This is a genomic window from Clostridium sp. (assembly GCF_050717545.1).
Lineage (GTDB): Bacteria > Bacillota > Clostridia > Clostridiales > Clostridiaceae > Clostridium_AD.
The window spans coordinates 23,290-49,203 of sequence record NZ_JBOITN010000035.1 but is presented as its reverse complement, the minus strand read 5'-3'; the positions used below and the strand labels follow the sequence as shown (position 1 = coordinate 49,203).

21 protein-coding genes and 2 riboswitches are annotated in these 25,914 nt (G+C 31.6%); of the genes, 3 read left to right on the top strand and 18 right to left on the bottom strand.

Annotation, left to right across the window (positions count from 1 at the left end; genetic code table 11):
* Window positions 1-478: 478 nt before the first annotated feature.
* The 3 genes from ACREVX_RS11745 to ACREVX_RS11735 all read right to left on the bottom strand — a co-directional run bounded on the left by ACREVX_RS11745 (window position 479) and on the right by ACREVX_RS11735 (window position 4,072).
* Window positions 479-1,195: a pseudouridine synthase gene (locus ACREVX_RS11745; RefSeq protein ID WP_431544371.1), complete on the bottom strand. Its 717-nt coding sequence runs from the start codon at window positions 1,193-1,195 to the stop codon at window positions 479-481.
* Window positions 1,196-1,300: 105 nt separating this feature from the next.
* Entirely contained in the window at window positions 1,301-3,307 is a 2,007-nt protein-coding gene (locus tag ACREVX_RS11740; RefSeq protein WP_431544370.1) for a triple tyrosine motif-containing protein, read from the bottom strand.
* A gap of 324 nt (window positions 3,308-3,631) precedes the next feature.
* The gene (locus tag ACREVX_RS11735; RefSeq protein ID WP_431544369.1) at window positions 3,632-4,072 is read right to left on the bottom strand and encodes a YaiI/YqxD family protein; all 441 of its coding nucleotides are present in this window, start codon (window positions 4,070-4,072) and stop codon (window positions 3,632-3,634) included.
* Window positions 4,073-4,459: 387 nt separating this feature from the next.
* Between ACREVX_RS11735 and ACREVX_RS11730 the strand changes: the two genes are divergently transcribed.
* Window positions 4,460-5,740, top strand: coding sequence for a glycosyl hydrolase family 18 protein (locus ACREVX_RS11730; protein ID WP_431544368.1), 1,281 nt, complete (start codon window positions 4,460-4,462; stop codon window positions 5,738-5,740).
* A 270-nt stretch (window positions 5,741-6,010) separates the two neighbouring features.
* Here the strand turns inward: ACREVX_RS11730 and nrdG are convergent, their stop codons facing one another.
* The 3 genes from nrdG to ftsH form a co-directional block, all read right to left on the bottom strand.
* On the bottom strand, window positions 6,011-6,529 hold the full coding sequence (nrdG, locus tag ACREVX_RS11725; RefSeq protein ID WP_431544367.1) for an anaerobic ribonucleoside-triphosphate reductase activating protein: 519 nt from the start codon (window positions 6,527-6,529) through the stop codon (window positions 6,011-6,013).
* A gap of 1 nt (window position 6,530) precedes the next feature.
* Window positions 6,531-8,681 carry an anaerobic ribonucleoside-triphosphate reductase gene (nrdD, locus tag ACREVX_RS11720; RefSeq protein WP_431544366.1) on the bottom strand — a complete coding sequence of 717 codons (2,151 nt, stop codon included), beginning with the start codon at window positions 8,679-8,681 and terminating at the stop codon, window positions 6,531-6,533.
* A gap of 186 nt (window positions 8,682-8,867) precedes the next feature.
* A riboswitch (cobalamin riboswitch) is annotated at window positions 8,868-9,046 on the bottom strand.
* Complete coding sequence (gene ftsH / locus ACREVX_RS11715) at window positions 9,046-10,842, bottom strand: ATP-dependent zinc metalloprotease FtsH (protein WP_431544365.1); 1,797 nt, start codon at window positions 10,840-10,842, stop codon at window positions 9,046-9,048. Its footprint overlaps the riboswitch before it by 1 nt.
* A gap of 329 nt (window positions 10,843-11,171) precedes the next feature.
* Here ftsH and ACREVX_RS11710 point away from each other — a divergent pair, with 329 nt between their 5' ends.
* The gene (locus ACREVX_RS11710; protein WP_431544364.1) at window positions 11,172-11,810 is read left to right on the top strand and encodes a TetR/AcrR family transcriptional regulator; all 639 of its coding nucleotides are present in this window, start codon (window positions 11,172-11,174) and stop codon (window positions 11,808-11,810) included.
* Window positions 11,811-11,918: 108 nt separating this feature from the next.
* Here ACREVX_RS11710 and ACREVX_RS11705 read toward each other — a convergent pair whose 3' ends face one another.
* From ACREVX_RS11705 to ACREVX_RS11665, 9 genes are all read right to left on the bottom strand, one after another.
* Window positions 11,919-12,299 carry a hypothetical protein gene (locus tag ACREVX_RS11705; protein WP_431544363.1) on the bottom strand — a complete coding sequence of 127 codons (381 nt, stop codon included), beginning with the start codon at window positions 12,297-12,299 and terminating at the stop codon, window positions 11,919-11,921.
* 98 nt (window positions 12,300-12,397) lie between these two features.
* Window positions 12,398-13,540 carry an acyl-CoA dehydrogenase gene (locus ACREVX_RS11700; RefSeq protein ID WP_431544362.1) on the bottom strand — a complete coding sequence of 381 codons (1,143 nt, stop codon included), beginning with the start codon at window positions 13,538-13,540 and terminating at the stop codon, window positions 12,398-12,400.
* 47 nt (window positions 13,541-13,587) lie between these two features.
* Window positions 13,588-15,021, bottom strand: a complete 1,434-nt coding sequence (locus ACREVX_RS11695) for a D-lactate dehydrogenase (protein WP_431544361.1) — start codon at window positions 15,019-15,021, stop codon at window positions 13,588-13,590.
* A gap of 230 nt (window positions 15,022-15,251) precedes the next feature.
* The gene (locus ACREVX_RS11690; RefSeq protein ID WP_431544360.1) at window positions 15,252-16,190 is read right to left on the bottom strand and encodes an electron transfer flavoprotein subunit alpha/FixB family protein; all 939 of its coding nucleotides are present in this window, start codon (window positions 16,188-16,190) and stop codon (window positions 15,252-15,254) included.
* A 20-nt stretch (window positions 16,191-16,210) separates the two neighbouring features.
* On the bottom strand, window positions 16,211-16,996 hold the full coding sequence (locus ACREVX_RS11685) for an electron transfer flavoprotein subunit beta/FixA family protein (RefSeq protein WP_431544359.1): 786 nt from the start codon (window positions 16,994-16,996) through the stop codon (window positions 16,211-16,213).
* Between the two features lie 275 nt (window positions 16,997-17,271).
* Entirely contained in the window at window positions 17,272-18,801 is a 1,530-nt protein-coding gene (guaA, locus tag ACREVX_RS11680) for a glutamine-hydrolyzing GMP synthase (protein ID WP_431544437.1), read from the bottom strand.
* A gap of 54 nt (window positions 18,802-18,855) precedes the next feature.
* Complete coding sequence (guaB, locus tag ACREVX_RS11675) at window positions 18,856-20,310, bottom strand: IMP dehydrogenase (RefSeq protein ID WP_431544358.1); 1,455 nt, start codon at window positions 20,308-20,310, stop codon at window positions 18,856-18,858.
* Window positions 20,311-20,484: 174 nt separating this feature from the next.
* Window positions 20,485-20,582, bottom strand: a riboswitch (purine riboswitch).
* Between the two features lie 153 nt (window positions 20,583-20,735).
* Window positions 20,736-22,364, bottom strand: coding sequence for a chaperonin GroEL (groL, locus tag ACREVX_RS11670; protein ID WP_431544357.1), 1,629 nt, complete (start codon window positions 22,362-22,364; stop codon window positions 20,736-20,738).
* Window positions 22,365-22,465: 101 nt separating this feature from the next.
* Entirely contained in the window at window positions 22,466-22,753 is a 288-nt protein-coding gene (locus ACREVX_RS11665) for a co-chaperone GroES (protein ID WP_431544356.1), read from the bottom strand.
* A 299-nt stretch (window positions 22,754-23,052) separates the two neighbouring features.
* Between ACREVX_RS11665 and ACREVX_RS11660 the strand changes: the two genes are divergently transcribed.
* Window positions 23,053-23,715, top strand: a complete 663-nt coding sequence (locus tag ACREVX_RS11660; RefSeq protein WP_431544355.1) for a TIGR01906 family membrane protein — start codon at window positions 23,053-23,055, stop codon at window positions 23,713-23,715.
* 12 nt (window positions 23,716-23,727) lie between these two features.
* Here the strand turns inward: ACREVX_RS11660 and ACREVX_RS11655 are convergent, their stop codons facing one another.
* The 3 genes from ACREVX_RS11655 to ACREVX_RS11645 form a co-directional block, all read right to left on the bottom strand.
* Complete coding sequence (locus ACREVX_RS11655; protein ID WP_431544354.1) at window positions 23,728-24,435, bottom strand: TVP38/TMEM64 family protein; 708 nt, start codon at window positions 24,433-24,435, stop codon at window positions 23,728-23,730.
* Between the two features lie 125 nt (window positions 24,436-24,560).
* Window positions 24,561-25,442: a DNA-3-methyladenine glycosylase family protein gene (locus ACREVX_RS11650; RefSeq protein ID WP_431544353.1), complete on the bottom strand. Its 882-nt coding sequence runs from the start codon at window positions 25,440-25,442 to the stop codon at window positions 24,561-24,563.
* 32 nt (window positions 25,443-25,474) lie between these two features.
* Window positions 25,475-25,891, bottom strand: coding sequence for a C-GCAxxG-C-C family (seleno)protein (locus tag ACREVX_RS11645; protein WP_431544352.1), 417 nt, complete (start codon window positions 25,889-25,891; stop codon window positions 25,475-25,477).
* Window positions 25,892-25,914 lie beyond the last annotated feature (23 nt).

The following is a 25,914-nucleotide window of genomic DNA, read 5'->3' as shown; positions in this document are numbered from 1 at the left end:
ATTATACTAAAAAATATTTATTATTACTTTAGTTTTTTTATCTATCGCCCTGTTAATTTATTCATGTGTTTCTATATTTACTCACTTTTATTATAATCCAAAAAAATCGTCTAGTATATACTATATTCTTATATACTTCCCTATTTCCCAATAAAAATGCCCACATTAAATAGATTTATTTAATGTGGGCACTTTTGTCAAACTATATTATATTAAAAATTCTTCACATAAATCGACTTTTTTCTACAAAATAAAGCAGCCCTTGGGGGTGGGCTGCTTTATAACAAATAAAAAGGGGGCTATTTATCTCTCTATTTATCTTTACTTCTTAATTATATTAAATTTAGCTCATATTTGCAAGTAGTTTTGGCAATTATTGTTGTAAATTATTTTTAACAAAATGGTATTTTGTTCATATTTTATTCATTCTTGCTAAAAATTTCACATTAAATGCTAAAATAACCATATTCCTGCTAAATTAAACTTGTTTCAATAAACTTATCTCTTTTTCCGACAATTCTCTACATTTCCCTTCTTCTAAGTTATCCTCTAATTTTAATGGTCCAAAACTAACCCTTTTTAAAAATACAACTTTCTTTTCTACACTTTCAAACATCCTTTTTACTTGATGAAATTTACCTTCTTGTATAGTAACCATTACTTCAGCTCCATTATCATCTGCATTTAATATTTCTAATACTGAAGGCATACATTTATATCCATCGTCTATTACAACACCTTTCTTGAACGCATCAACATCACTTTGCTCAACAAATTTATTGATTTCTGCATAATATACCTTGTCTACATGATTTTTAGGTGCTATTAACTTATGATTTAATTCACCATCATTAGTAATTAATATAAGCCCTACAGTATCCCTATCCAGTCTACCTATAGGAAATGGATCAAAAGCACGATACTCGTCGTCTATTAAATCAATTACAGTTTCATCATGTTTATCTACAGTCGCCGAAACCACTCCAGCTGGCTTATTCATAATTAAGTATATGTATTTTCTATAATTAATTTCCTCGCCAGATACCTTTATTATTGCCTTATCCGGGTCAATTTTCATAGCATTATCAGAAATTATAACTCCATCTATCTCTACTTTACCCTTTTTTAATATTGCTTTTACTTCTTTTCTTGTTCCATGACCTAAGTTAGATAATATTTTATCTATTCTTTCCATACAATTCATCTCCTTAATATTTCTTAAACCTTCATGTAAAAATCATTTATAAATATTGAATTTTTTACTCACAGAAAAAAACAGCCTCTAAAAGCTGTTTTAAATTTATTCTTTTACATCTATCTCTAGTATATCATAATCTTCATATGAAATACTCTTATAAAAACTTTTTGATAATACTAGCAATTTATATGTTCCTGCACTAAAAGGCATAAATATATAATCATCTTTCCTGCTAAACTTTTGAACTAAACTCCAGTCTCCTTTTTCCATAAGGTAGAACTCATATACTACTTCCTTGCCACCATTACTCTGAGCACCAAAAGTTATTGTTTCATTAACTTTAAAACTTACGCTATCACATAGAATTTTTGTACCAGTTATAGGTAACCCATCATGTACTTCTATTTTTATTTCCTTCTTACAATCATAACCCTCTGTACTCTTTTTATTCTTAGCCAAAACCTCTATTAAATATGTTCCACTGCATTTAGGTTTAATATCATAATTTTTATCCTCTACAAAACCTGTTTGTTCTACCGAGTGACCATCTATTTTTAGTATATAATTTATTACTGTATCTGCTGTATTTTCATCTATAACCTTAAGATAAATACTATCTCCCACCATAAAATACATTCGAGATTGCATTAAAACATATTCTATTTTAGCTGGAATGAATTCTAGTGCCTCGATATACACCACTGAATGGGCATCGTATTCTCTCCTAGAATACTTATCTTTCACTCTTATCTCAAGCTTAAATTTTCCTACTTCTTCTGGCGTAAAATGTACAAAATTATGGACTCCAAATAACATTTTCTCCGTCTCTATATCATCCTTTGAAATCGTAAAACTATATCTTAAAGAAGTTCCCCCTGTTGCCTTAACCGTCAAATTAACAGTCTCACCTACTAAAACTATATTTTTTTTATCTATAATTATATCTTCGATAATTACATTTTCACCTGCTATTTTATCAATTAAAAAATCAAAAGAGGTTTCCTTCTCATATTCACCTTTAAAAGAAGCATCCTTTACCCATAATTTTATTTTATATTCTCCTGCCTTTTGGGGCGTCCATGTGTAATTATTTTTTCTAATGTAGCCAGAATCCTCTTTTTTTGTGCCATTAACCATGAACTTGTATAATAAGTCTTTTCCACCACGCGTTATACACTTGAAAACAATAGGACTATCACTTTCCTGTGGTGAGCTTAAATCACTAGTAAAACTCTGAATAATTATTTCTTCATAAGGTTGTACGTTATAATTAATCAATGCCCTATCATCAAACTCATGAAGTGAATACATGTCTTTTGCCATACATAGCAGTTTATAATCACCTTTTTTTTCTTCGATATAGCTAACTAACTTCTTAGTTGAATAATCTTGCAAGCAAACTATATCACCCTCTGCACTTTTTTTTATGAATTTATATAAAACCATTCTATTGTCTTCATACTTCGCATCCACTTCAAAGACTAATTCTGTACCTACTAATATATTCTCTGTTAAACATTTAAAATCCATAATCTCTAATGGCTGTATAGCCTTAACATTAAATACAATTTTCATAAAATCATCAAACACATTTTTTGAGTCTATATTCTTGCATTCTACCAAAAACTCTTGCTGTCCTGAATATTTCGAAGTCCAAATAAGAATATTATCCGCAGAGTAGTCTTTTATAAGCATCCAATTTCCCTTTTCACACACCCAATATCTGTACATTATAGGTGTTTTTATTGCTTCCACTGATAAAGCAATCTTCTCACCCACCACTATCTCGGTCTTGTCTACGTAAATATCCTTTATTAGTTTTTCGCAGGCATCCCCTACTATATAATCCGTTTTTGACATAAAATCAAAAGGTTTATTACTTTTTTTCCTTTTAGCTTGTACCATTACAGAGTATTTTCCATCTATTTCTGGTTTCCATATAACATCACTATCGCTACTTAATTTCTTTAAGGTTGTCCACGTTCCTTCAAGCCCTACAAGAAATTTATAATCTAAATTATCTTCTATTTTATTTTCAACACTTATCTCGATTTCTTTGTATTTTTCTTCAATTTTACCTAAGCTAAACAATATATTCATTTCATTCATTTAAATTTACCTGCCTTTACAAATAAGCTATGTATTACTAATTTACTATTTTTTTAAATTAGCGTCTATAATGATATATTATACTATATTTACATTATTTGTAACAGTATATATTCCAATTTTTTTCTTCTATTTATAGACATAAAATTTCATGGTTTTATTATAAAATAATAATACTTTAAATTTTATACGCCTTTATAGTATTAAATTTGTTATTGTGAATTTTATTAATATTATAAAATTTTATAAAAATAACTAGTAATGTACATTACTAGCTATTTTCCTATTCAAAATACTAAACACTAAACACTAATAAATTATATACTATTGTTTTGCTTTTAGAATTAATTTAATTAAATTGTTATAAAGCTTTTCATCATCTTCATTCGTTCGTTTTTTTGGCCCATAGGTTTTGCCACCACTACGTCTTGCCTTACCTGACAAATGCCTCTCAAATAATAATTTATCAATATTTTTATCATCATATATGTGACCTTTAGGTCCTATAGCAAATGAACCTTTGGCTAAAACCATAGCAGCAACACCAAAATCTTGAGTAATTACTATATCATTTAGTTTAGCTTCATTTGCTACTTTCATATCAACAGTTTGGAATCCACTATCAACATATCTTATGGAGGCATAATCACTGCTTAAAACATGATTAATATCACAATACATAATGAGTTCAATAGAATTTTCCTTAGCTGCCTTTTCTATAAGGTGTTTACCAGGGCAACCATCTGCATCTACAATAATTCTCATATAGTTTTTCTCATTTCTTAAAGTCTTTATCGGGTGAAAATAAACCGATTCCATGTTCACCTAAATATGGTACTGTTTTACTTAAATCTAACGATAAAATCTTTCCCATTAATATTCCTCCTAGAATGTATCTTAAATAAAATAATTATTGATTGTTCACTCTTATATTCACTTGATAGAAATAACAGCTACAATAGTTATTTATAATTATATTAATTTGTCAAAACACTATAAAATAATTTTAGTTTATTAAAGAAAATAAATCAAGTTTTTTAATAAAATTATGTATTTATAGATAATAATGCTATTAAAATATACAATTAGTATGAACTCACTTGTAACATTAAGCATATATTAAATTATATTAATAAAAGAGGTGTGATTTTTTTGATAATTCATGTTGTTAAACGTGGTGAAAACCTATATGGTATATCTAGATTATATGGAGTTTCATATAATAAAATTACTTCAGATAATGAACTTGATGACCCTTCCCAGCTTGTAGTAGGTCAAACCCTTGTTATATTACAAGGAACGCGAAAGCATAAAGTTCTCCCTGGTCAATCACTCTATAGCATATCCAAAGCTTACGGAGTAAATATTGCAAATTTATATGATGCTAATCCTATTCTTAATACCTCTATTATACTTTACCCTGGTCAAATTATTAATATACCACCATCTACACAGAAATTAGGTTCTATTGAAGTTAATGCTTATGCACTTCCAGGTACATCTATGGATGTTCTTGCTAAAACTCTTCCGAATCTAACATACCTAAGTATATTTAGTTATCAGGTGCAACCTAACGGATCTCTAAAAGGCATAAATGACGTTCCCCTAGTGCAAGCTGCTAGAAATGCTAAAGTAGCCCCTATGATGGTTATTACAAATTTAAAGGAAGGTGGTGGATTTGATAGTGCACTAGCTAATACCATTCTTACAAATCAAACCGTTCAAAACACATTATTAGATAACATAATTAACACTTTAAAAACTAAAAATTATTATGGTTTAGATATAGATATGGAATATATTTATCCAGAAGATAGAGAAAACTATAATACGTTCCTACGCAAAGTAGTAACAAAACTTAAAGTTTTAGGTTATCCTGTTACAACCGCCTTAGCCCCTAAACCATCTGGTGATATAAAAGGCTTACTTTATGAAGCTCATGATTATCCAGTCCATGGAGCTCTGGTAAACCATGTTATCTTAATGACCTATGAATGGGGATATACTGCTGGTCCTCCACTTGCGGTGTCACCACTTAATGAAGTTAAAAAAATCCTTGATTATGCTGTAACCGTAATTCCAAGTAAAAAGATTTTTATGGGAATACCAAATTATGGTTATGATTGGACCTTACCTTGGGTAAAAGGTACTTCGGCAAAAGCACTTGGCAATGTAGAGGCCGTGGACCTTGCAAGAAGAACAAATGCAAAAATTCAATATAACCTTACTTCCCAAGCACCATATTTTAATTATTATGATTCTAATAAGAAACAACACGTAGTTTGGTTCGAAGATGCTCGAAGCATGAATGCTAAACTTATGACAGCTAATGACTATAAGCTAGGCGGGGTTAGTTATTGGACAATCGGCAAATACTTCCCTCAAGCTTGGCTGGTACAAAATTCTTTGTATAATATTAAAAAATTACTTTAAGTAAAATTCTTTTATAGAAATATTGTTAAAAATCAAGTTAATACTTTTATAACAAAAAATTAAAAGGACCAGCATGATAATGCTGGTCCTTTGGTAGTTTTATCTATATTTAATTAAAGGGGGCTCTAATTAAAAATCAATTACTAGCTACTTTCTATATATTCATAATAACAACTCTTTGTGTCAGTATAATGACAAATTTAAAAATAAATTGTAAATACTAAATACATAAAAATTAAAAGCTATCTCTTTTGTACTTTTTTACTGTTATTAAAGCTGATCTTTGCTATATTCTATAACCTTATTTCTCTCCAGACTTTCCCTAGCTGATATCATTCTTTGATTCTTCGAACCACTTAAATATTGAGTAATATCTTTAAGATTTTCTATGTATTCACCATCACGTAGCATGTCTACATAATTCAAAAACTCTAATCTAAGAGGGTTTTTAATAAGTTCTTCAAAAGTATAACCACTCCAGCAAAATATGGTTTTTCCAGGTAGCATTTTTCTTATTGTTTTTACTAAATCAAGTAAAGTTCCATCCAATAAATTATCCATTGGTTCTCCACCCAGTATTGATATGCCTTTTACATATGGTTTCCTTAGGCTTTCTATAATAGAATCTTTAGTTTTTTTTGTAAAAGGTATGCCATAATCAAATCGCCTTGCCTCCGGGCTCCAGCATCCTTTGCAAGGAGGTGTTTTAGCGCATCCACTAACAAAAAGTGATGTTCTAAACCCTATGCCATTTACAGTATCATCAAAAAATATGCTAGCATAATTCATTCTAATTACACCCTTTATTATTTTTCCTATTCTTAATTTCCTTCATTTTTCCATTAACTACAGGTCTTTCAAATATACTCCCAAGGTATCCACAAAGCTTTCTAATTATACTTAATGACATTTTGTCATCATTTTTACATACAGGACACTCAAATTCTATATCACTATTCTGTTTTGTAAACATCTCTCCTGTATATCCACATTTTAAGCATTTATCACTTATTGAAGATATACCCAGAAAATGAGTTTTATCATATGAGTATCTTATAATATCTTCTAGTGCTACTAAGTTTTTAGTCATGTCTCCCAGTTCTACAAATGATATTGCTCCACCAGACGATAATGATGATGAAAGAGATTCTATGTCTAATTTATCAAAAGGTGATATCAGATGATTTGAAGGATAATGGAATGAGTTTTCATAATATCCATTGTCGTTTACGCCATCAATAACTCCAAAATCTTTTACATCCTGGACGCAAAATTTTGTTGCCAGCGTCTCTGCTGGAGATCCATACAAACTAAATCCAATTTTTGTTTTATCCTTTTGATTTTCACAATAATCCCTAAGACATTTCATAATTTTAGTTGCTCTTTTTGCTGTTTGTGCGTCTCTATCGTCAAGCCCTGTACCATATAAAGCCATTAAACAATTATGTAATCCAACATACCCAATAGATGCTGAAGCATATCCATTATTAAGTAATGGTTCTATTGTATCTTCTGCTTTTAATTTTGAAATTGCTCCACTCATATATAATATAGGTGCCTGTTTTGCTTTAACATTTTTTAATATATCATATCTTATCATAAGCAATTCTTTGCAATCATCTAATGCCTCATATAATGATTTAAAAAATATATCTTCATTATTTTCAGCTAGAATTGCCAGTCTCACAAGGTTTATTGATATTACTCCAAAGTTAAATCTCCCAGCAGATTTATACTTCCCATCTTCATCTAAATAATTACCTAAAAATGATCTGCACCCCATTGGTTCCTTATAATCTCCAGTAACGGAAGCGGCCTTATCAGTATTGATATAATCGGGATACTGACGGTGCGCACTACATACAACCGCTAATTTGAATAAGTCATAGTATTTGTCTCCTGGGTTAAGATTATTCCCTTTTGTATTTTGATATACAAGCTTAGGAAATACAGGGGTAACTCCCCCAGTTAAGCCCTTAATTCTCTGATTTAATATAGCCTGCGTTATCATCTTTTGAATTTTTTGATTTTCATCACTAGCATTTAAATCTACATTATTTATTCCAAGTGTTAAAAATGGAGTCTCCGCTCTACTTGTCATTAATGTTTGAACTTCATATTCAAGAGACTGCATACTATCTTCTATTTCTTTAGCCAATCTATCCCATGCGTATGCTTCTACTTTAATTTCATCTTCAATCCATTTCCTACCTACTGCTCTATGTTTATTTAAACTTTTAACCGCATAAGGAGCAAGCCCTGTTATTAGAGTTGGAAATGTAGTTCCACCATATGTATTACTAGATATATGACTTGCTACTTGTGACAATACATTAACTGCAGTCTCTATGGAATTTGGAGTTGCTATAAGTGTTGTACCTAAATCAAATCCATTTTCAAACATACTAATCCAGTCAACAAGGCAGCAGTTAAATAGTGGTAATCCAAAATATGTTTCATCATGTATGTATATACTCTTTTTATGTTTCTTTAAAAACTTTTTAGGTATTTTGTGTCTTTGACTGTAATTAGTTCCAACAACATTTGAAATTAACGCCCTTATAGTTTGAATCTTACTACCATCAAGATTCCCATTAGAGTTAGTCTGCTCGGAAACTGCGTTAATTATATTATCTATTTCCTTATCAAGCTCACCTTTTCTATCCCTTTCAAAGGTTCTCTCTTCCCTATAATTTATATAAGCCTGAGCTACCTTGTTATCCAATAATTTTATCTCTCCAACAATTATATCCTGTATTTCTTCTATTGGTATTAACTCTTCTCCAGTTTGTTCTAAAGATCTAATCACTCTATTTAAAACAATATTATTAAACTCTTTATCTTCTTTGCCGTACACGTCTATAAAAGCTTTCCCAGCTGCTGTAGATATTCTTTCTGGTATAAATTCTTTTTTTCTTGAATCTCTTTTTATTACCTGCATATAATGCCTCCGTATATTTTACTTTTGCTATTAAGCCCTTAAAGTCTCTCTTTATTTCACCTGGTAATTCTCCATAAAACAAAAACCTTCTAACTATAACGTTAAAAGGTATAATTTAATAAATATGTTTAATCATATAAAATCAAAAACAAATTCTATTATAGCCCTCCCTATCATTCGTAGAGTATGCAGCGCAAAACATAGGCAGGTATTCTGACTCAAGAATCATTATTTAAGTACGCCTTCCCTGTTTCCAAGTGACATAATATACTTAAATTTATCTATTACAGCTACGAGATAGTTCAGGATTTTAACCTGATTCCCTTTTAATTAATTTAAATTAATCCTATATTTTATTATTTAATTAGCTTCTTGCAAATATTTCTTGAAATTCTACTGCTTCAAGCTTTTCACGTACTAAAAGTTCTTCAGCAACTGCATTAAGTTTACTTCTATTTTCCGTTAGAAGTGTTAATGTCTTTTGATATGCTACGTCTATAAGTTTCTTTATTTCTACATCTATTTTGTTTGCAGTTTCTTCACTATATTTTCTATCCTTACCCATGTCTCTACCAAGGAATACCTCATCACTACCTGAACCAAACGCGATTGTTCCAAGAGTATCACTCATTCCATAGTCCATTACCATTTTTCTTGCTATTGAAGTCGCTCTTTGAATATCATTACTTGCACCAGTACTTATATCTCCAATAACTAGTTTTTCAGCAACTCTTCCACCTAAAAGCCCTACAATTTCTTCTTCAAGTCTCGACCTAGACATATATGATCTGTCCTCATCTGGAAGACTCATAGTATATCCTCCAGCCATTCCTCTAGGAACTATACTTATCTGATGAACAGGATCAGAATTTGGGAGTAAATTCATTACGATTGCATGACCTGCTTCGTGATATGCAGTAAGCCTTCTATCTGCTTCGATTACCACCCTGCTTTTCTTTTCAGGTCCTGCAATTATTCTTGTAACCGCTTCTTCAAGTTCATCCATTCCTATAAGTTTCTTATCTTTTCGAACTGTTAAAAGTGCTGATTCATTCATTAAGTTTTCAATATCTGCACCTGTAAATCCAGGTGTTCTCTTAGCAAGTACGCTAAGCTCAACTTCTGGTGCAAGATGTTTGTTTTTTGAATGCACTGCCAAAATTTCTTCTCTACCTTTTCTATCGGGTATTCCAACAAATATCTGTCTATCAAATCTACCTGGTCTAAGTAGTGCTGGATCAAGTACATCTGATCTATTTGTAGCTGCAATCATTATTATTCCTTCATTTTCTCCAAATCCATCCATTTCAACCAGAAGTTGGTTTAATGTCTGTTCTCGTTCATCATTGCCTCCACCGACACCTGCACCTCTTTGTCTTCCAACAGCATCAATTTCATCTATAAAAATAATACAAGGAGAGTTCTTTTTTGCTTGCTCAAATAAATCTCGAACTCTAGAAGCTCCAACACCTACAAACATTTCTACAAAATCTGAACCTGAGATACTGAAAAATGGAACTCCAGCTTCTCCTGAAATAGCTCTTGCAAGAAGTGTCTTTCCGGTTCCTGGCGGACCTACTAGTAAAACTCCCTTTGGTATACGAGCACCCATTTCCATATATCTTTTGGGTTGCTTTAAAAAATCAACTATTTCTGCAAGCTCAGCTTTTTCCTCATCCGCTCCTGCAACATCATCAAAACTAACTTTTTTTATAGTAGGATCGACAAGTTTTGCTTTACTTTTACCAAATTTCATTACTCCGCCGCCTCCGCCAGATCCTTTCATTTGCTTCATCAATATAAATCCATAGGCTACGAGCATAAGTACCATTAATATTGTAGGCAAATACTGAACCCAAACTGAAATAGTAGCTGGTTTTAGGTATGTTTCCTGAACATCTGTACTCTTTGGATTAGCTTCAATAAATTGAAATAATCTATTAGCTGGCACAACTGTTGTATATGTAGTTCCATCTTTTAAAGTTCCTGAAACTGACATCTGATCCTCATCAACCACAAAGCTCTTTATAGTATTCTTGGTCCAGTTAGTCTGGAACTGATTAAAATTAATAACATTTGAAGTCTGATCCGGTTTAATAAACATAACTGCTACAATAATTAAAACTATACTCCATGCAGCAATTTTTGACATTTTTTTCATCAGAAAACCACCTCTCTTTCTCATTCTATACTTAAATATTTCCTGTAAACTATATTCTCCATTGTCAAAAATTCATAATAAAGTTAAAGAACTTTTCCACTTGTTATATCATACCACTTTTTAACCTCAAAGCTAACAACTTTAGTTACTCTTTTATCATTTATTTTAAATGTCATAGATCACACCTTTAAATTACTATTGTTTATAAAAGAGAGTATATCATAGCAACTATTAAAACACAATAGTTTCAAAACTATTTCGTTTTATTATGTTGAAAAACTACATACATTATGTTATATTTATAGAAAATAGAAAATGGAGGCTAGGAGATGGCTACAATAAACAAATCCGATTCCGTTGACAATAATGAAGGAAAGGTCGCCAGTAAAATTGGAAGACCTATAGATAAGAAGCGTGATCTTGCTATTCTTAAGGCTGCCTTAGAGCTTGTAGCAGAACGAGGGTATAACTGCGTCACTATGGATGCTATTGCATTAAAGGCCCATGCAGGCAAAGCTACCTTATACCGGAGATGGAAATCTAAACCGTCCCTCATTGCAGAAGCCATAGGATTTATGATGCCTTGTGAGCAAAAATTTGATTTTAATCAATGCGGTGACAATTTAAGAGATTACTTATGTGAATTACTTAGTATATACTTTGGAATAAGAGATGAGGTTAGGCAAAAGGTTATGTTGTCCATTGCAACAGCAATAAACAGCGATAAACACTTATCAGAGGTCATTCATTTGGATTGCATAACCAATCAGACATGTATATTTAGCGACGCCATAGAGTGCACTATAAATAAGAAATTAGATAAGGAGCAATTGAACCTCCTGGCAAACGTAGGCCCAGCACTGTTATTTTATCAACTTATGATTAGTGGCAAGCCCATTAAGATGAATTATGTAGAACATATAGTTGATCATTTAATAATTCCACTTGTAGAGCTAAATAAAGAGTAAGACCCATCCTTCAAATTAATTGAAATTATTCATACTTCTTATATTTATGAAATTTATTTTTATCACATTAAGAATCCTGCTAATCAACTAAGTTTTCAGGATTCTTAATTAATATAATGAATTTATAACAGAGTTTTTTTGTAACATATCACAGCAGTTGAAAACTACTTTAAATATAATTTTTTCAGTTTCAGATTTAAATTTTCGGTTATTTATTTCTACTTCTAATTCATTAATTTTGCATGCTATATACTCACACCAATTTCCTTTTATTGACCACTTAACTAAATCATTTTTAATTACTATTTTGCAACATGAAAATTCATCTTTTGCTTTTATCAGCAACTTGCCAGAATTCTTTTCTCTTAAATATAGTGTAGGAGATTTATATACAATAAGTTCATTTAATTTATGATCTATAAGTTGTATTTCAATATTATGCTCTTCTTGCAAAAATGAATCAGGCTTTTTACTATTAAATTTAAACATAATATAAAATCCTTTAGCAGCATTTTATTCCATAAAAAACAGATGATCAGGAAATTTTCTTCCTGATCATCTGTTTTTTATTTAATTTTAGTTATCTATTATTTAACGCCCATCCATCCAGCAATTACCATCATTTGAACTTCTGATGTTCCTTCATAAATTTCTGTTATTTTTGCATCACGCATCATTCTTTCAATTGGATAATCACTTGAATATCCATATCCACCAAATAATTGTAAACAACGTCTTGTTACATCGCTGGCATTTCTAGAAGCAACTAATTTTGCCATAGCAGCTAAATGTGTAAATTTTTCATGATCATCTTTTGCACATGCAGCTTGATATACTAAAAGTTTTGCAGCTTCTGTATTTGCACGCATTTGAGCAAGTTCAAATTGTGTATTTTGGAATTTTGAAATAGTACGCCCAAATTGAACACGTTCATTAACATATTTAATAGTTTCTTCTATTGCACCTTCTGCAATACCAAGAGCTTGTGCAGCAACGCCGATACGGCCTCCATCAAGAGTTGCCATGGCAATTCCAAATCCTCTACCTTCTTGTCCTAAAAGATTTTCCTTTGGAATTATGCAATTATCAAAGAATAATTCACATGTAGAAGATGCCCTTATTCCCATCTTTAATTCATGAGTTCCAACAGAAAAACCTGGAAAATCTTTTTCAACGATAAATGCTGAAATACCCTTTGTTGCCTTACTCTTATCTGTCATAGCTAAAACAATATATACGTCTGCATATCCTGCATTAGTAATAAAGATCTTGCTACCATTTAATACATAATGGTCTCCTTCTAGTACTGCTGTTGACTTTTGCATAGAAGCATCAGTTCCAGCAACAGGTTCTGTTAATGCGAAGGCACCTAATTTTTCACCTGAAGCAAGTGGTTTTAAATATTTCTCTTTTTGCTGATCTGTACCATATGTGTAAATTGGTGTTGCACAAAGACTTGTATGTGCTGAAACAATAACACCTGTTGTTGCGCAAACTTTAGATAATTCTTCTACACATTGTACATAACTTAATGTAGTCATTCCAGCTCCACCGAATTCTTCAGGGAATGGAATTCCAAGCAAGCCCATTTCAGCCATTTTTGCTACATTTTCTGCTGGGAAGCGCATACTTTCATCAATTTCTTTTGCGATTGGTTTTACCTCTTTTTCTGCAAAATCGCGATACATTTCTTGTAATTGTTGGTTATTTTCATCTTGTTTAAAATTCATATTAATTTCCCACCTTTTTTTTATTTGTATTTATCGATTGTGTTTTATTAGTTAGCAACATCTAGTAGACAGCATACTTTACCTGGATTCATAATAGTATTAGGATCAAAGGTCTTTTTAATACCTTTCATTAATTCCATATTTATTCCTCCAACGCACTCTAATAAATAGTTGATCTTTCCACTACCAATTCCGTGTTCTCCTGAAACAAGTCCACCACAGTCTATTGCTTCTTTATAAATAATATCAAAGTATTTATCAACTCTTACCTTAAATTCTGCTTCATCTAAATCATTACTACATTGGTATATGTGAAGATTTCCATCTCCTGCATGTCCAAAACTCTTAATAGTTAATCCACACTCTTCGCCAGTCTTATTTGCAAAAGCAAGATAAGAAGCAATTTTATTTATTGGAACTACTACATCACATTCATCTAATAATTTTGTTTCTGCCGTAATTGCTTCTAAGAAACTAGAACGCGCAGCCCATGCATCTTTAATTTTTGCAGGTGTATCAGCTACAAGAACATCAATTGCTCCTGCTTCTAATACTATTTCACTTGCTTGTTCAATAAGGTTATTTAATTCATCTTCACTACTTGCATCTAAAGTAACAAGTAAATAAGCATTTGCAGTTACTCCATCAACTACTTGAGGGAATACGCTCTTTCCAATAAATCTTTCACTAGATAAAACAATTTCTCTTTCCATAAATTCCAATGCTTGTGGATTCATATGTTCCATTTTAAATTTAGGAACAGCAGAAATACAATCATCTAGATTTTCAAAAGGAATAATTAAACTTGCCATTTCCTTTGGCGCTATAATGGTTTTCAAAGTAAGTTCTGTAATAATTCCAAGGGTACCTTCTGAACCAATCATTAAATTCAAAAGACTGTAACCTGAACTTGTTTTTGATACTGTAGCTCCAAAGTGAGTAATTTCTCCTGATGGAAGAACAACTGTCATTGCACGTACATAATCACGTGTTGCACCATACTTAACAGCTCTCATTCCACCAGCATTTGTTGAAACGTTTCCACCTAAACAAGCGGACTTTTCACCAGGATCTGGAGCATATAATAATCCTTGTTTTGCACAATCCTCAGCAAGATCTTTTAACAAAACACCTGCTTGAACATGAACAACAAAATTTTCTAAGTCATAAGAGAGTATTTTATTCATCTTTGTAATATCAACTAGAACCCCTCCTAAAAGTGGAACTGCTCCTCCTACAAGTCCTGTTCCTGCTCCTCTTGGAGTTACTGGTATCTTATTATCATTACATATTTTCACTACTGCAGCAACTTCCTCTGTAGAGTGTGCCATTAATACAACTTGCGGAGCCTTTTTTCCATAAATAGGCATTTCATCATGAGAATAATCATCATTGATATCATCACCGGTTAAAATATGTTTTGGAGCTGCCTCCTGTAGTTGTACTATTAATTCCTCTGTCAATTGATTATACTTAGCCATAATAACCCTCCCTTTCTAAACTATTAAACAGTTTCTTTGATAGAACCATTGTGTATTTAAATTTTTATAAAGTACCATTTTATAAAAATTATTTAGATTAATTTATATGAAAATATTATTTATTGGTACTACGGTACTACCACTTTAACTAAGTTTATCACAATATTTAAAACAACTCAATCATTTATACAAATTTAAATGTAAACATTAACATAAACAGCAAAAAAACTTTACTGTGCTTTTACTTTCTTCAATTCTTCAATGAAAACTGGAAGAATTTCATTTACATTCCCAATAATACCTATATCTGCGATATCAAAAATCGATGCTTCTTCATCTTTATTAATTGCCACAATATACTTAGAACTTGACATTCCAGATGTATGTTGTGTTGCTCCAGAAATACCACATGCAATATAAAGTTTTGGTGCTACAATCTTTCCTGATTGTCCAACTTGGTGTGTACGACAAATCCAGTCATTCTCAATTGCTGGTCTTGTTGCACCTACTACACCGCCAAGTACACGTGCTAATTCTTCAACAAGTTGGAAATTTTCTATACTTCCCATTCCACGTCCACCAGAAATAATAACTTGTGCTTCTTCTAAATTGACAGATTCGCACATTTCTTTTACTGCATCAACAATTTTTGCCTTAACAGCACTAGCTGGAATTTCTACTTTTTTCTCTGTAACAGCTCCATTTGAACTAGCCTCTGGCTTTGAAAAGCTTCCTTTTCTAACTGTAACTACGGCTGTGCCTTCTACTTCAAGGTGTTCTAAAATTGTACCACCATAAGCTGGTCTAGTGTATATAACTTTACCATCAGTTTCGTTCATTCCTATTATGTCAGTTACACATCCGAGGCTCATACGTCCTGCAATACGTGGCGCAATATCTTTAGCCATTGCTGTACTTGCGAGTAACATAATATCTGGGTTTTGTTCCTTAACAGTTTGTGATAATACTTCTGTCAAAGTATCACAGTCTGTAGCAGTTTCTATAAAAATAACTGGAATTCCAAAAGCAGCTACAGTATCTGCCGCAACCCTGTTACCTACTACAAGAGCTGTTCCTTCTGCATCTAATTCTTTTACTGCACTAATCAATTCAACGCTTCCGCCTAATACTTTTTCTCCATCTGTTTCAATAAACAATAATGCTTTCATACTTTCATTTACCCCCTTAATTAGATTGTCTTGTCTTTTTTCATTTGCTCGATAGCGGCACTTACTGCTAGTATAGCATCTTTTTCTTGGATTCTGATACCAGCCTCTCTCTTAGGTGGTGCAACATATTCAATACAACGTACTTTTGCTTGTTTTACCTCTCCAATTTCTGCTGCGCAGTAAGTTGGAATGACTGCCTTACGGCTTTTCATCTTAGTTTTAATAGTAGGATAACGCGGATCATAATTTGGTTTACTTACTGTTACTACAGCTGGAGATTCTAAAGAAACTACATTATATCCTTCTTCAGTTTCTTGATGAACTTCCATACCAGCATCTTTCAAATTGATCTCAATTGCACTACTAACAAAGCTTGTCTTCATTTTTTCAGCAAGTATTGCTCCTACCTGACCAGTAATTTCATCTGTGGATTCCTTTCCACAAAGAATTAAATCGAATTTTTCACCTTTGTCTTTTTCAATTTTATGAATAGCATCTGCCAAAACATCAGCTGCTCCATTAGCGTCTAAATCTGCATATAAATCATCTTTTGCAAAAAATGCTTCTTTAGCTCCTACAGCAAGGCAATTTTTTAATGTATTTAAAGAATCATCTGCTCCAACAGTTAATACACTAACATCTCCTCCATTAGCTTCCACAAAACGAACTGCGAGTTCTAATGCATATGTATCAAATGCATTTGCTACCATAGTGACTCCATTCAAATTAGGTTTATTCGTCTTATTATCCAAATGGATTTCAATAGAATCATCTGGAACTTGTTTTACACATAACATAATTTTCATACTTTCTCTCTCCTTTACACTTTTAGATTATTAAACTGTATTTTTGATAGAACCATTGTGTATTTAAATTTTTATAAAGTACCATTTCATAAAAATTATTTCAATAATTTCTATAAAAATATTATTGTTGGTACTATGGTACTACCTCTTTAGTTAATTTTATCACAATATTTATAATAACTCAATCATTTATACAATTTTCTTTATTCCATTATTTTGTCATAAAAAAAAGTCCACAAGCACTTATTTTATAAGGCTTGTAGACTTCTTATATTTTATTCCCACTCAATAGTGGAAGGTGGTTTAGATGTTATATCGTAAACAATTCTGTTTACTCCTTTAACTTCATTAACTATCCTTCTTGATACCTTATCTAATACCTCATAAGGTATTCTTGACCAGTCAGATGTCATTCCATCTGAACTAGTTACAGCTCTTAGAGCAACTGTATGACAGTATGTTCGCTCATCTCCCATTACACCAACTGATTGAATGTTTGGAAGGCATGCGAAGTATTGCCATATTTCACTTTCAAGACCTGCTTTAGCAACTTCATCTCTAAAAATTGCGTCCGCTTCACTAGTTATAAATAATTTTTCCGGTGTTATTTCTCCAAGTACTCTTATAGCAAGACCTGGTCCTGGAAACGGTTGTCTCCATACTAAGTAATGTGGAATTCCAATTTCTTCTCCAACTGCCCTAACTTCATCCTTAAACAATTCTCTTAAAGGCTCTATTAGTTTAAAGTGCATATCTTCTGGAAGTCCTCCAACATTATGGTGACTTTTTATAGTAGCCGAAGTTGCGGTGCCACTTTCAACTACATCAGGATATATTGTTCCTTGCACAAGGAAATCTAATTGTCCAAGTTTATTGGATTCTTCTTCAAAAACTCTTATAAATTCTTCTCCAATTATCTTTCTCTTTTGCTCAGGATCACTTACACCCTTAAGTTTACCGAGGAATCTGTCCTGAACATTAACTCTTATTATGTTCATTTTAAATTCACCCTTAAACATTTTTTCAACTTGGTCTCCTTCATCTTTCCTAAGCAACCCATGATCTACAAATACGCAAGTTAACTGATCTCCTATTGCTTTATGCACAAGTACTGCTGCAACTGATGAATCTACACCACCAGAAAGAGCGCAAAGCACCTTTTTGTCTCCAACTTGTTCTTTTATAGCTTTAATTTTTTCCTGCGCAAATGATGACATTGACCAATCGCCTTCAACCTGACATACATCATACAAGAATTTTCTAAGCATTGCCTCACCGAAAAGAGTATGTTTTACTTCTGGGTGGAATTGAACTCCATAAAGTTTTTTAGAAATATTAGCCATAGCTGCCACTGGGCAATCCTGCGTAGTTGCAATTATCTCAAATCCCTTTGGAACTTTAGATATATGATCTGTATGGCTCATCCAACATTGATTTTCCTCTATCCCTTTAAATATAATAGCATCTTTATTTAGATTAACTTCGATTTTCCCATATTCTCGAACATTGGGAGTTATAACTTCTCCACCAAAAGATCGAGCCATTAATTGAGCCCCATAACATATTCCTAAGATAGGAACACCTAACTCGAATATTTCTTTTTCCACCTGTGGAGCACCATCTGCATATACACTATTAGGTCCACCTGTGAATATTATTCCTTTCGGATTCATACTTTTTATTTTTTGCGCAGAATATGTATATGGTACTATTTCACAATAAACATTATTTTCTCTAACTCTTCTTGCTATAAGTTGATTATATTGACCACCAAAGTCAACCACTAAAACTAATTCTCTATTAATCAATGTTCTTCCTCCTGTGCACTTAAACTTTATACTTATCTATTATTATCTATACTAGCTGCTAACGCTATAATTTGGAGCTTCTTTTGTAATTGATACATCATGTGGATGACTTTCTCTTAATCCTGCTGAACTTTGTACAACAAATGTTGAAGTTTCAAACAATTGTACAAGAGTTGCCGAGCCTAAATATCCCATTCCTGAACGAATACCACCTATTAGCTGATATATAGTATCTATAACGCTGCCTTTAAAAGGTAGTCTTCCTTCTACACCTTCTGGAACTAATTTTTTATTTCCTTCTTGGAAATATCTATCCTTACTTCCAGAAGCCATAGCACTTAGTGAACCCATGCCTCTATATACCTTATAACTTCTCCCTTGATATATTTCCATTTCACCTGGTGCTTCTTCACAACCTGCAAACATAGAGCCCATCATTACGGCGCTTGCTCCGGCTGCTAAGGCTTTAACTACGTCTCCTGAGTACTTTATACCACCATCTGCAATTACCGGTATACCATGCTTATTTCCTTCTTCAACACAGTCCATAACTGCTGTTAATTGTGGGACTCCCACTCCTGCTACAATTCTTGTGGTACAAATAGATCCAGGACCTATTCCTACCTTTACACAATCTGCTCCTGCCTCAATTAAATCGCGAGTTGCCTCAGCAGTTGCAATATTTCCTGCAATTATTTGAAGTTCTGGGTATTCTGATTTTATTTTACGCACTGCTTCCATTACTCCAAAAGAATGTCCGTGAGCTGTATCTATAGTTATTACATCTACTCCAGCTTTTACTAGTGCTGCTACTCTCTCCATAACATCAGCAGTTACACCAACAGTTGCACCGCATAATAATCTTCCTCTAGAATCTTTTGCAGCATTAGGAAATTTTATAGTTTTCTCTATATCTTTTATAGTTATAAGTCCTCTTAAATAATTTTCACTATCTACTAAAGGTAACTTTTCTATTTTATGTTTTTTAAGAAGCTCTTTAGCTTCTAGCATGCTTGTTCCTTCTGGTGCAGTAATTAGATTTTCACTTGTCATTATGTCTTTAATTACCTTACTATAATCCGTTTCAAAAACTATATCCCTATTAGTAATTATTCCAACTAGTTTACCATTTGTTGTAATTGGAACTCCTGATATTCTATACTTGCTCATTAATGCTAAAGCATCTTCTAGAAGATTATCAGGTGAAAGAAAAAACGGATCTGTAATTACACCATTTTCTTGTCTTTTAACTCTATCAACTTCAATAGCCTGATTTTCAATACTCATGTTCTTATGTATAATTCCTATTCCGCCCTCTCTAGCCATAGCAATAGCCATTCTAGATTCAGTAACAGTATCCATAGCAGCACTCATTAACGGTATGTTAAGTTTTATTTTTTTTGTAATATATGTAACTAAACTAACATCTCTAGGTAATACTTCTGATTTGTTTGGAACTAGCAATACATCGTCAAAGGTATATGCTTTTTTTAATATTTTCGCCATTTTATCAACACCCTTTCACCATTCTATTTAGGTACATTTATTAGACGTGCCTTATATTCATCTTTATAACTTGCATAAAAATATTTATATATACAATTTTTAAACCTCGCTTAAAGTATAAAAAGGTATACTAATCGTACTTTAATAAAAGTAAAATTAGCATACCTAAAATAAATCCATGCTAAGATTACCCATAGTGGTCAATTTGTGGCTGACCGTAGATACTCCTTGCCATATTCAAGGTATATATGAGTTTCGTAATTGTTTTATAAGCTATTATTATCATAATAGATAATCTTTAAGGATTTGTCAATGAATAATTCTTATTTATGCAATTTAAAATAAAAAAATTAACTAGGTAAATACCTAGTTAATTTTTTTATTTCTTATATTTTGATGTAAAGTAATTATATTTAAAAAAACTTTTAGTACATTCCGTCCATTCCACCCATTCCTGGACCACCCATTGGTGCTGGATTCTTTTCTGGAATATCTGCAACTGCAACTTCTGTTGTTAAGAATGTTGCTGCAACTGATGCTGCATTTTGTAGTGCTGATCTTACAACTTTTGTTGGATCAACTATTCCAGCTTTTATCATGTTAACTAATTCTCCACGAAGTGCGTCGTATCCAATTTCTCCAGCACTTGCTCTTACCTTTTCTATTATAACTGAAGGTTCTGCTCCAGCATTTGTTACTATTTGTCTTAGCGGTTCTTCTAATGCTCTTTTAATTATATTAATACCTACTTGAACATCCGCTATATCTGAAGATAATTTAGCGATTTCTAATATAGCGTTAATATAAACAGTACCACCACCAGCAACTATTCCCTCTTCAACAGCTGCTTTTGTAGCTGCAAGGGCATCCTCTATTCTAAGTTTCTTTTCTTTAAGTTCTGTTTCAGTAGCAGCTCCAACTTTAATTACAGCTACTCCTCCTGCAAGTTTAGCAAGTCTTTCTTGTAATTTTTCTCTATCAAAATCTGAAGTAGTTTCTTCAATTTGTCTTTTGATTTGAGAAACTCTATCATGTATAGCTTCTTTTTCACCTTTTCCATTTACTATTGTAGTGTTTTCTTTAGATATTTTAACACTTTCAGCTTTTCCAAGCATCTCAACAGTAACATCTTTAAGCTCAGTTCCCAATTCTTCGCTTATAACTTCTCCTCCTGTTAGAGTAGCTATATCCTGAAGCATTTCCTTTCTTCTATCTCCGAAACCTGGAGCTTTAACTCCTACGCATGTAAAAGTTCCTCTTAACTTATTAACAACTAATGTACTTAAAGCTTCTCCTTCAATATCTTCAGCAACTATTAATAATTTTTTACCTTGTTGAACAATTTGCTCAAGTATTGGAAGTATGTCTTGTATGTTAGTTATTTTTTTGTCTGTTATCAAAATATATGGTTCATCAAGATTCGCTTCCATTTTTTCTGCATCTGTAACCATATATGCACTTAAATATCCTCTGTCAAACTGCATTCCTTCAACAACATCAAGTTCAGTTCCCATAGATTTTGATTCTTCTACAGTTATGACACCTTCATTGCCTACTCTTTCCATAGCATCAGCTATTAAAGTTCCAGTCACTTCATCACTAGCAGATATTGCAGCAACTCTAGCTATATCTTCCTTACCACTAACTGGTTTAGATGATTTTTGAATTTCTTCTACCGCTTTATCAACAGCCATTTTTATTCCAGTTCTTATTAACATTGGATTAGCTCCAGCTGTTACATTTTTTAAACCTTCTCTAATTATTGCCTGCGCAAGTAAAGTAGCTGTAGTTGTTCCATCTCCTGCTACATCATTAGTTTTTGTAGCAACTTCTTTAACAAGTTGTGCTCCCATATTTTCATAAGGATCTTCGAGTTCTATTTCCCTAGCTATAGTAACACCATCATTTGTTATGAGTGGTGATCCAAATTTCTTATCTAAAATAACATTTCTTCCTTTTGGTCCTAATGTTATCTTAACGGTATTTGCAAGTTTATCTACACCTCTTTGCATAGCTCTTCTCGCGTCTTCTCCAAATAATATGCTTTTAGCCATTTCAAACCCTCCTATCGCTAAATATTAAATATACTTCAAATATTATATTTAATATTTATAACGTTAATTAAATTATTCTTTGCAATACTGTAATATTAAAACTACTTTTCAATTATAGCTAACAGTTCTTCTTGTTTTAATATGATATACTCAGTACCATCATATTTTACTTCACTTCCTGAATATTTAGAGAATAAAACTATATTCCCTGGCTTAACTTCCATTTTAATTATTTTACCATCTTCAACTTTTCCTGGTCCTACAGCTATTACTTCAGCCTCTTGTGGTTTTTCTTTTGAAGCTCCTGCAAGAAGTATTCCACTTTTTGTAGTTTCTTCTGCTTCTAATCTTTTAATTAATACTCTATCACTAAGTGGTCTAATGTTCATTTTAAACCCCTCCTTTTATATTTTTATTTTCTTTTGTTAGCACTCAACACATTTGAGTGCTAACATCATCTATACCTTATATACTAATTTATTATCATCATAATATCAAATTGGTATACACCATATATTATCCCATTTATAGCTAAACAAACAAATTGCCTTTGTTTAACACTGTATTATATAGTTTTTCGCTTGTTTGCTCTATTATTTATTGTAATTATTATACATTTAACTTGTTAGATATAATAGTATTGAATATATTATCATTTATTGATAAAATCACTATTAGAGGTGATTTTATGAGCATTTTACATAAACCAATTAACAGATTTTTTAGTTTTTCATTAAAAGCCATTTTTATTTTAAGTTTTACTTTTATTTTTATAACATTAAGTGTATATTTTACTTTGCTTTTTAAGCCATTATATTATGTTGACATTAATGCTCTTAATATTGAGTCCTCAACAGGAATAAACAAAAGTGAACTAAAAGCTAATTATAATTACGTTATCACATATTTAACCCAAAATACAACAGAAGAATTTAATCTTCCAACCCTACCTTCATCCGAGCACGGTAAAATTCATTTTAAAGAAGTTAAAATAATATTTGATAAGCTCAAAGTAATATTGTTTTGCTCTATAATAATAAGTATTATAGGTATAATTATAAATAAAAAACATAAACATACAAAATATTTGAAAATTAGCTCCATTCTTCTTATTATATTGCCTATCTTATTGCTTATACCTTTTTTAATAAATTTCGACAAAAGTTTTACTACATTCCACCACATTTTCTTCAATAATGATTACTGGCTATTTGATATCAATCTTGATCCAATAATAACAATTCTTCCACAGACATTTTTCTTTCATTGTGCATTATTAATGATTACCTTAATTGCTATATGCAGCCTAATACTATGGTGTTTATACAAATCATCATTAAAAAATAACTAGATTGTGGTCTAGTTATTTTTTCTTTTTAATTATATTGTGAATTATACTATTACCTTTAAAAATCCCTAATGCGAATATTATACTCATGGTAACTCCTATAGTAATCAAAGTTGTATAATCTTGTGCATATATTTCTTGACCAAAATATGAGGAAATAACAATTGCAGGAATTCTACCCAGAGTTGAATATATAATAAAATCTTTAAAAGAAATATCTGATATTCCACATATGTATGCCAAAGCATCCTTTGGTATTCCCGGAATTAAATAAAATATAAATACAACACTTTTTTTACTTCCCACAGTTAGTATTTTTCTGAAAAACTTTATTTTCTTTTTCATCATTATTTTTTCAACATACGGTTTACCATAACTGTTAGCTATCAAATATACAATTATGCTTCCAAATGTAATGCCTACTAGAGATATCACCGCGCCCGGCAAAGCACCAAAAATATACCCTCCGGCAACTTGTATAAATTCACCCGGTATAAAGAAAATAACTACTTGAAAAATCTGCATAAGTATGAAAACTAAAACGCTAAAATTTCCATAAGAAAGAATAACTTCTTTTAGTATATTAGGGTTTCTCACCATATATGAATACTTAAAATAATATTCGTATCCAATATATACAAATAACAGCGATACTAATGTTAATATAATAAATTGTTTATGCTGCTTAACATTAATTCTAATAGAATTACATATTTTTTTCATTTCTTTATCCTCTTCATTCTTATATTCTTTAACTTATTAATTAATTAACAACATAATTCCCAAGACTTCTGCGGGATAGTTTCAATAATAACCTTCATTATTTATTTTGCTTACTTTTCTATAAATTATTCTATTTTTATATTATTTTCTCTTGCATAATAAAATAAATATTGTTGCGCAAACCCTGCTAGGTCTTCAAATTTATCTCTAGCAAAAATCCTTATTTTAGGCAATGACACATCTGGTGCTAAATAAAAGAATTGCATAGCTCTCTTAACCCATACATCCACCGGGAAAGCAGAGTATTTTTGCATAGAAAAAAGCATGATACAATCTGAAACCTTTGGTCCAATACCACTAAGTTTTTGTAACTCTTCGTGACAAACATCATCACTTTGCGATTTAATAAATTCCAAATTAACCTCACCAGAATGAACTCTATGTACCGTATCTTTTACATATTTGGATCTAAACCCTAACCCGCAACTTTGAATTTCTTCTAAAGATGCTAATTCTAGTTCATCAACAGTTGGAAACGCAAAATATGTTTCCCCTTTATATTCTAGCGCTTTGCCCCACTTTAGGCTTAATTTATCTATAGCTCTTTTTATCATAGGGATTCTATTATTTGAAGATATTATAAATGATATGGTAAGTTCAAATGGTTCCTGCTGTAACAGTCTGATGCCATGACCAAAGTTTACCGATCTTTTAAGAAGAGGATCCTTCTCAAATTTTTCTTTGATAGCTGTATAATCCCTTTTAAGGTCGAAATAATAACACCAAATCCGGTTAAATTCATCCTTATTTATATTATATATTTTTACGTCATTATCTTTCTTTTCAATTTCTATAACCTTGCCGCAAGCAACTCCTATGTAATTACCGTTATCTTGTTTGTTCCATCTAAAACATTGCCCACATTCGAATATATGATCTAATTTAAAATTTTCTACATCTTTTATAATAATACCTTCATTAAATGATTCTATATTTTTATAATCCATAATCTTTCCTTTCTTTGCCCAATTATTAATTTCTAATTCACGCTCGCTTTTAACTCACGGCATACAATTTCGTCTAATATCTGCGTCGCAGTTTCTATCATTACTCTACAACCCACTTCTTCTGTTTTATATTTTGCTTTAAGTATTCCACAATTATTCGTACTTAATTTCGCTTCAAATTTTTGGATTAGTTCCTGGCAAAGCTTTTTAACTCTATCTCCCTCATGAGCTTTTTCAATAGTAAATAGTATTCCTATAACTGCAAGCGATCCTGTTATCGCTCCACATACGCTCTCTATACCCATACCACCACCAAATGATGACATAGTTTTAAATGTTTCGCTTGTTAAGTTCATATTGTATTCGTCATTTGCTGCGTAGATTATTACTTCCGCGCAGTTAAAATCATATTGCTTAGTGTAATACTTATTCACTTTATCCATTAACATTTTTGAACCTCCTATATAATTAT

Excerpts from the sequence above, each read along its gene's own strand:
- ACREVX_RS11745 (WP_431544371.1), bottom strand. The coding sequence starts at position 1,195 with ATGGAAAGAATAGATAAAATATTATCTAACTTAGGTCATGGAACAAGA.
- ACREVX_RS11740 (WP_431544370.1), bottom strand. The coding sequence starts at position 3,307 with ATGAATGAAATGAATATATTGTTTAGCTTAGGTAAAATTGAAGAAAAA.
- ACREVX_RS11735 (WP_431544369.1), bottom strand. The coding sequence starts at position 4,072 with ATGAGAATTATTGTAGATGCAGATGGTTGCCCTGGTAAACACCTTATA.
- nrdG (WP_431544367.1), bottom strand. The coding sequence starts at position 6,529 with ATGAATTATGCTAGCATATTTTTTGATGATACTGTAAATGGCATAGGG.
- nrdD (WP_431544366.1), bottom strand. The coding sequence starts at position 8,681 with ATGCAGGTAATAAAAAGAGATTCAAGAAAAAAAGAATTTATACCAGAA.
- ftsH (WP_431544365.1), bottom strand. The coding sequence starts at position 10,842 with ATGAAAAAAATGTCAAAAATTGCTGCATGGAGTATAGTTTTAATTATT.
- ACREVX_RS11710 (WP_431544364.1), top strand. The coding sequence starts at position 11,172 with ATGGCTACAATAAACAAATCCGATTCCGTTGACAATAATGAAGGAAAG.
- ACREVX_RS11705 (WP_431544363.1), bottom strand. The coding sequence starts at position 12,299 with ATGTTTAAATTTAATAGTAAAAAGCCTGATTCATTTTTGCAAGAAGAG.
- ACREVX_RS11700 (WP_431544362.1), bottom strand. The coding sequence starts at position 13,540 with ATGAATTTTAAACAAGATGAAAATAACCAACAATTACAAGAAATGTAT.
- ACREVX_RS11695 (WP_431544361.1), bottom strand. The coding sequence starts at position 15,021 with ATGGCTAAGTATAATCAATTGACAGAGGAATTAATAGTACAACTACAG.
- ACREVX_RS11690 (WP_431544360.1), bottom strand. The coding sequence starts at position 16,190 with ATGAAAGCATTATTGTTTATTGAAACAGATGGAGAAAAAGTATTAGGC.
- ACREVX_RS11685 (WP_431544359.1), bottom strand. The coding sequence starts at position 16,996 with ATGAAAATTATGTTATGTGTAAAACAAGTTCCAGATGATTCTATTGAA.
- guaB (WP_431544358.1), bottom strand. The coding sequence starts at position 20,310 with ATGGCGAAAATATTAAAAAAAGCATATACCTTTGACGATGTATTGCTA.
- groL (WP_431544357.1), bottom strand. The coding sequence starts at position 22,364 with ATGGCTAAAAGCATATTATTTGGAGAAGACGCGAGAAGAGCTATGCAA.
- ACREVX_RS11665 (WP_431544356.1), bottom strand. The coding sequence starts at position 22,753 with ATGAACATTAGACCACTTAGTGATAGAGTATTAATTAAAAGATTAGAA.
- ACREVX_RS11660 (WP_431544355.1), top strand. The coding sequence starts at position 23,053 with ATGAGCATTTTACATAAACCAATTAACAGATTTTTTAGTTTTTCATTA.
- ACREVX_RS11655 (WP_431544354.1), bottom strand. The coding sequence starts at position 24,435 with ATGAAAAAAATATGTAATTCTATTAGAATTAATGTTAAGCAGCATAAA.
- ACREVX_RS11650 (WP_431544353.1), bottom strand. The coding sequence starts at position 25,442 with ATGGATTATAAAAATATAGAATCATTTAATGAAGGTATTATTATAAAA.
- ACREVX_RS11645 (WP_431544352.1), bottom strand. The coding sequence starts at position 25,891 with ATGTTAATGGATAAAGTGAATAAGTATTACACTAAGCAATATGATTTT.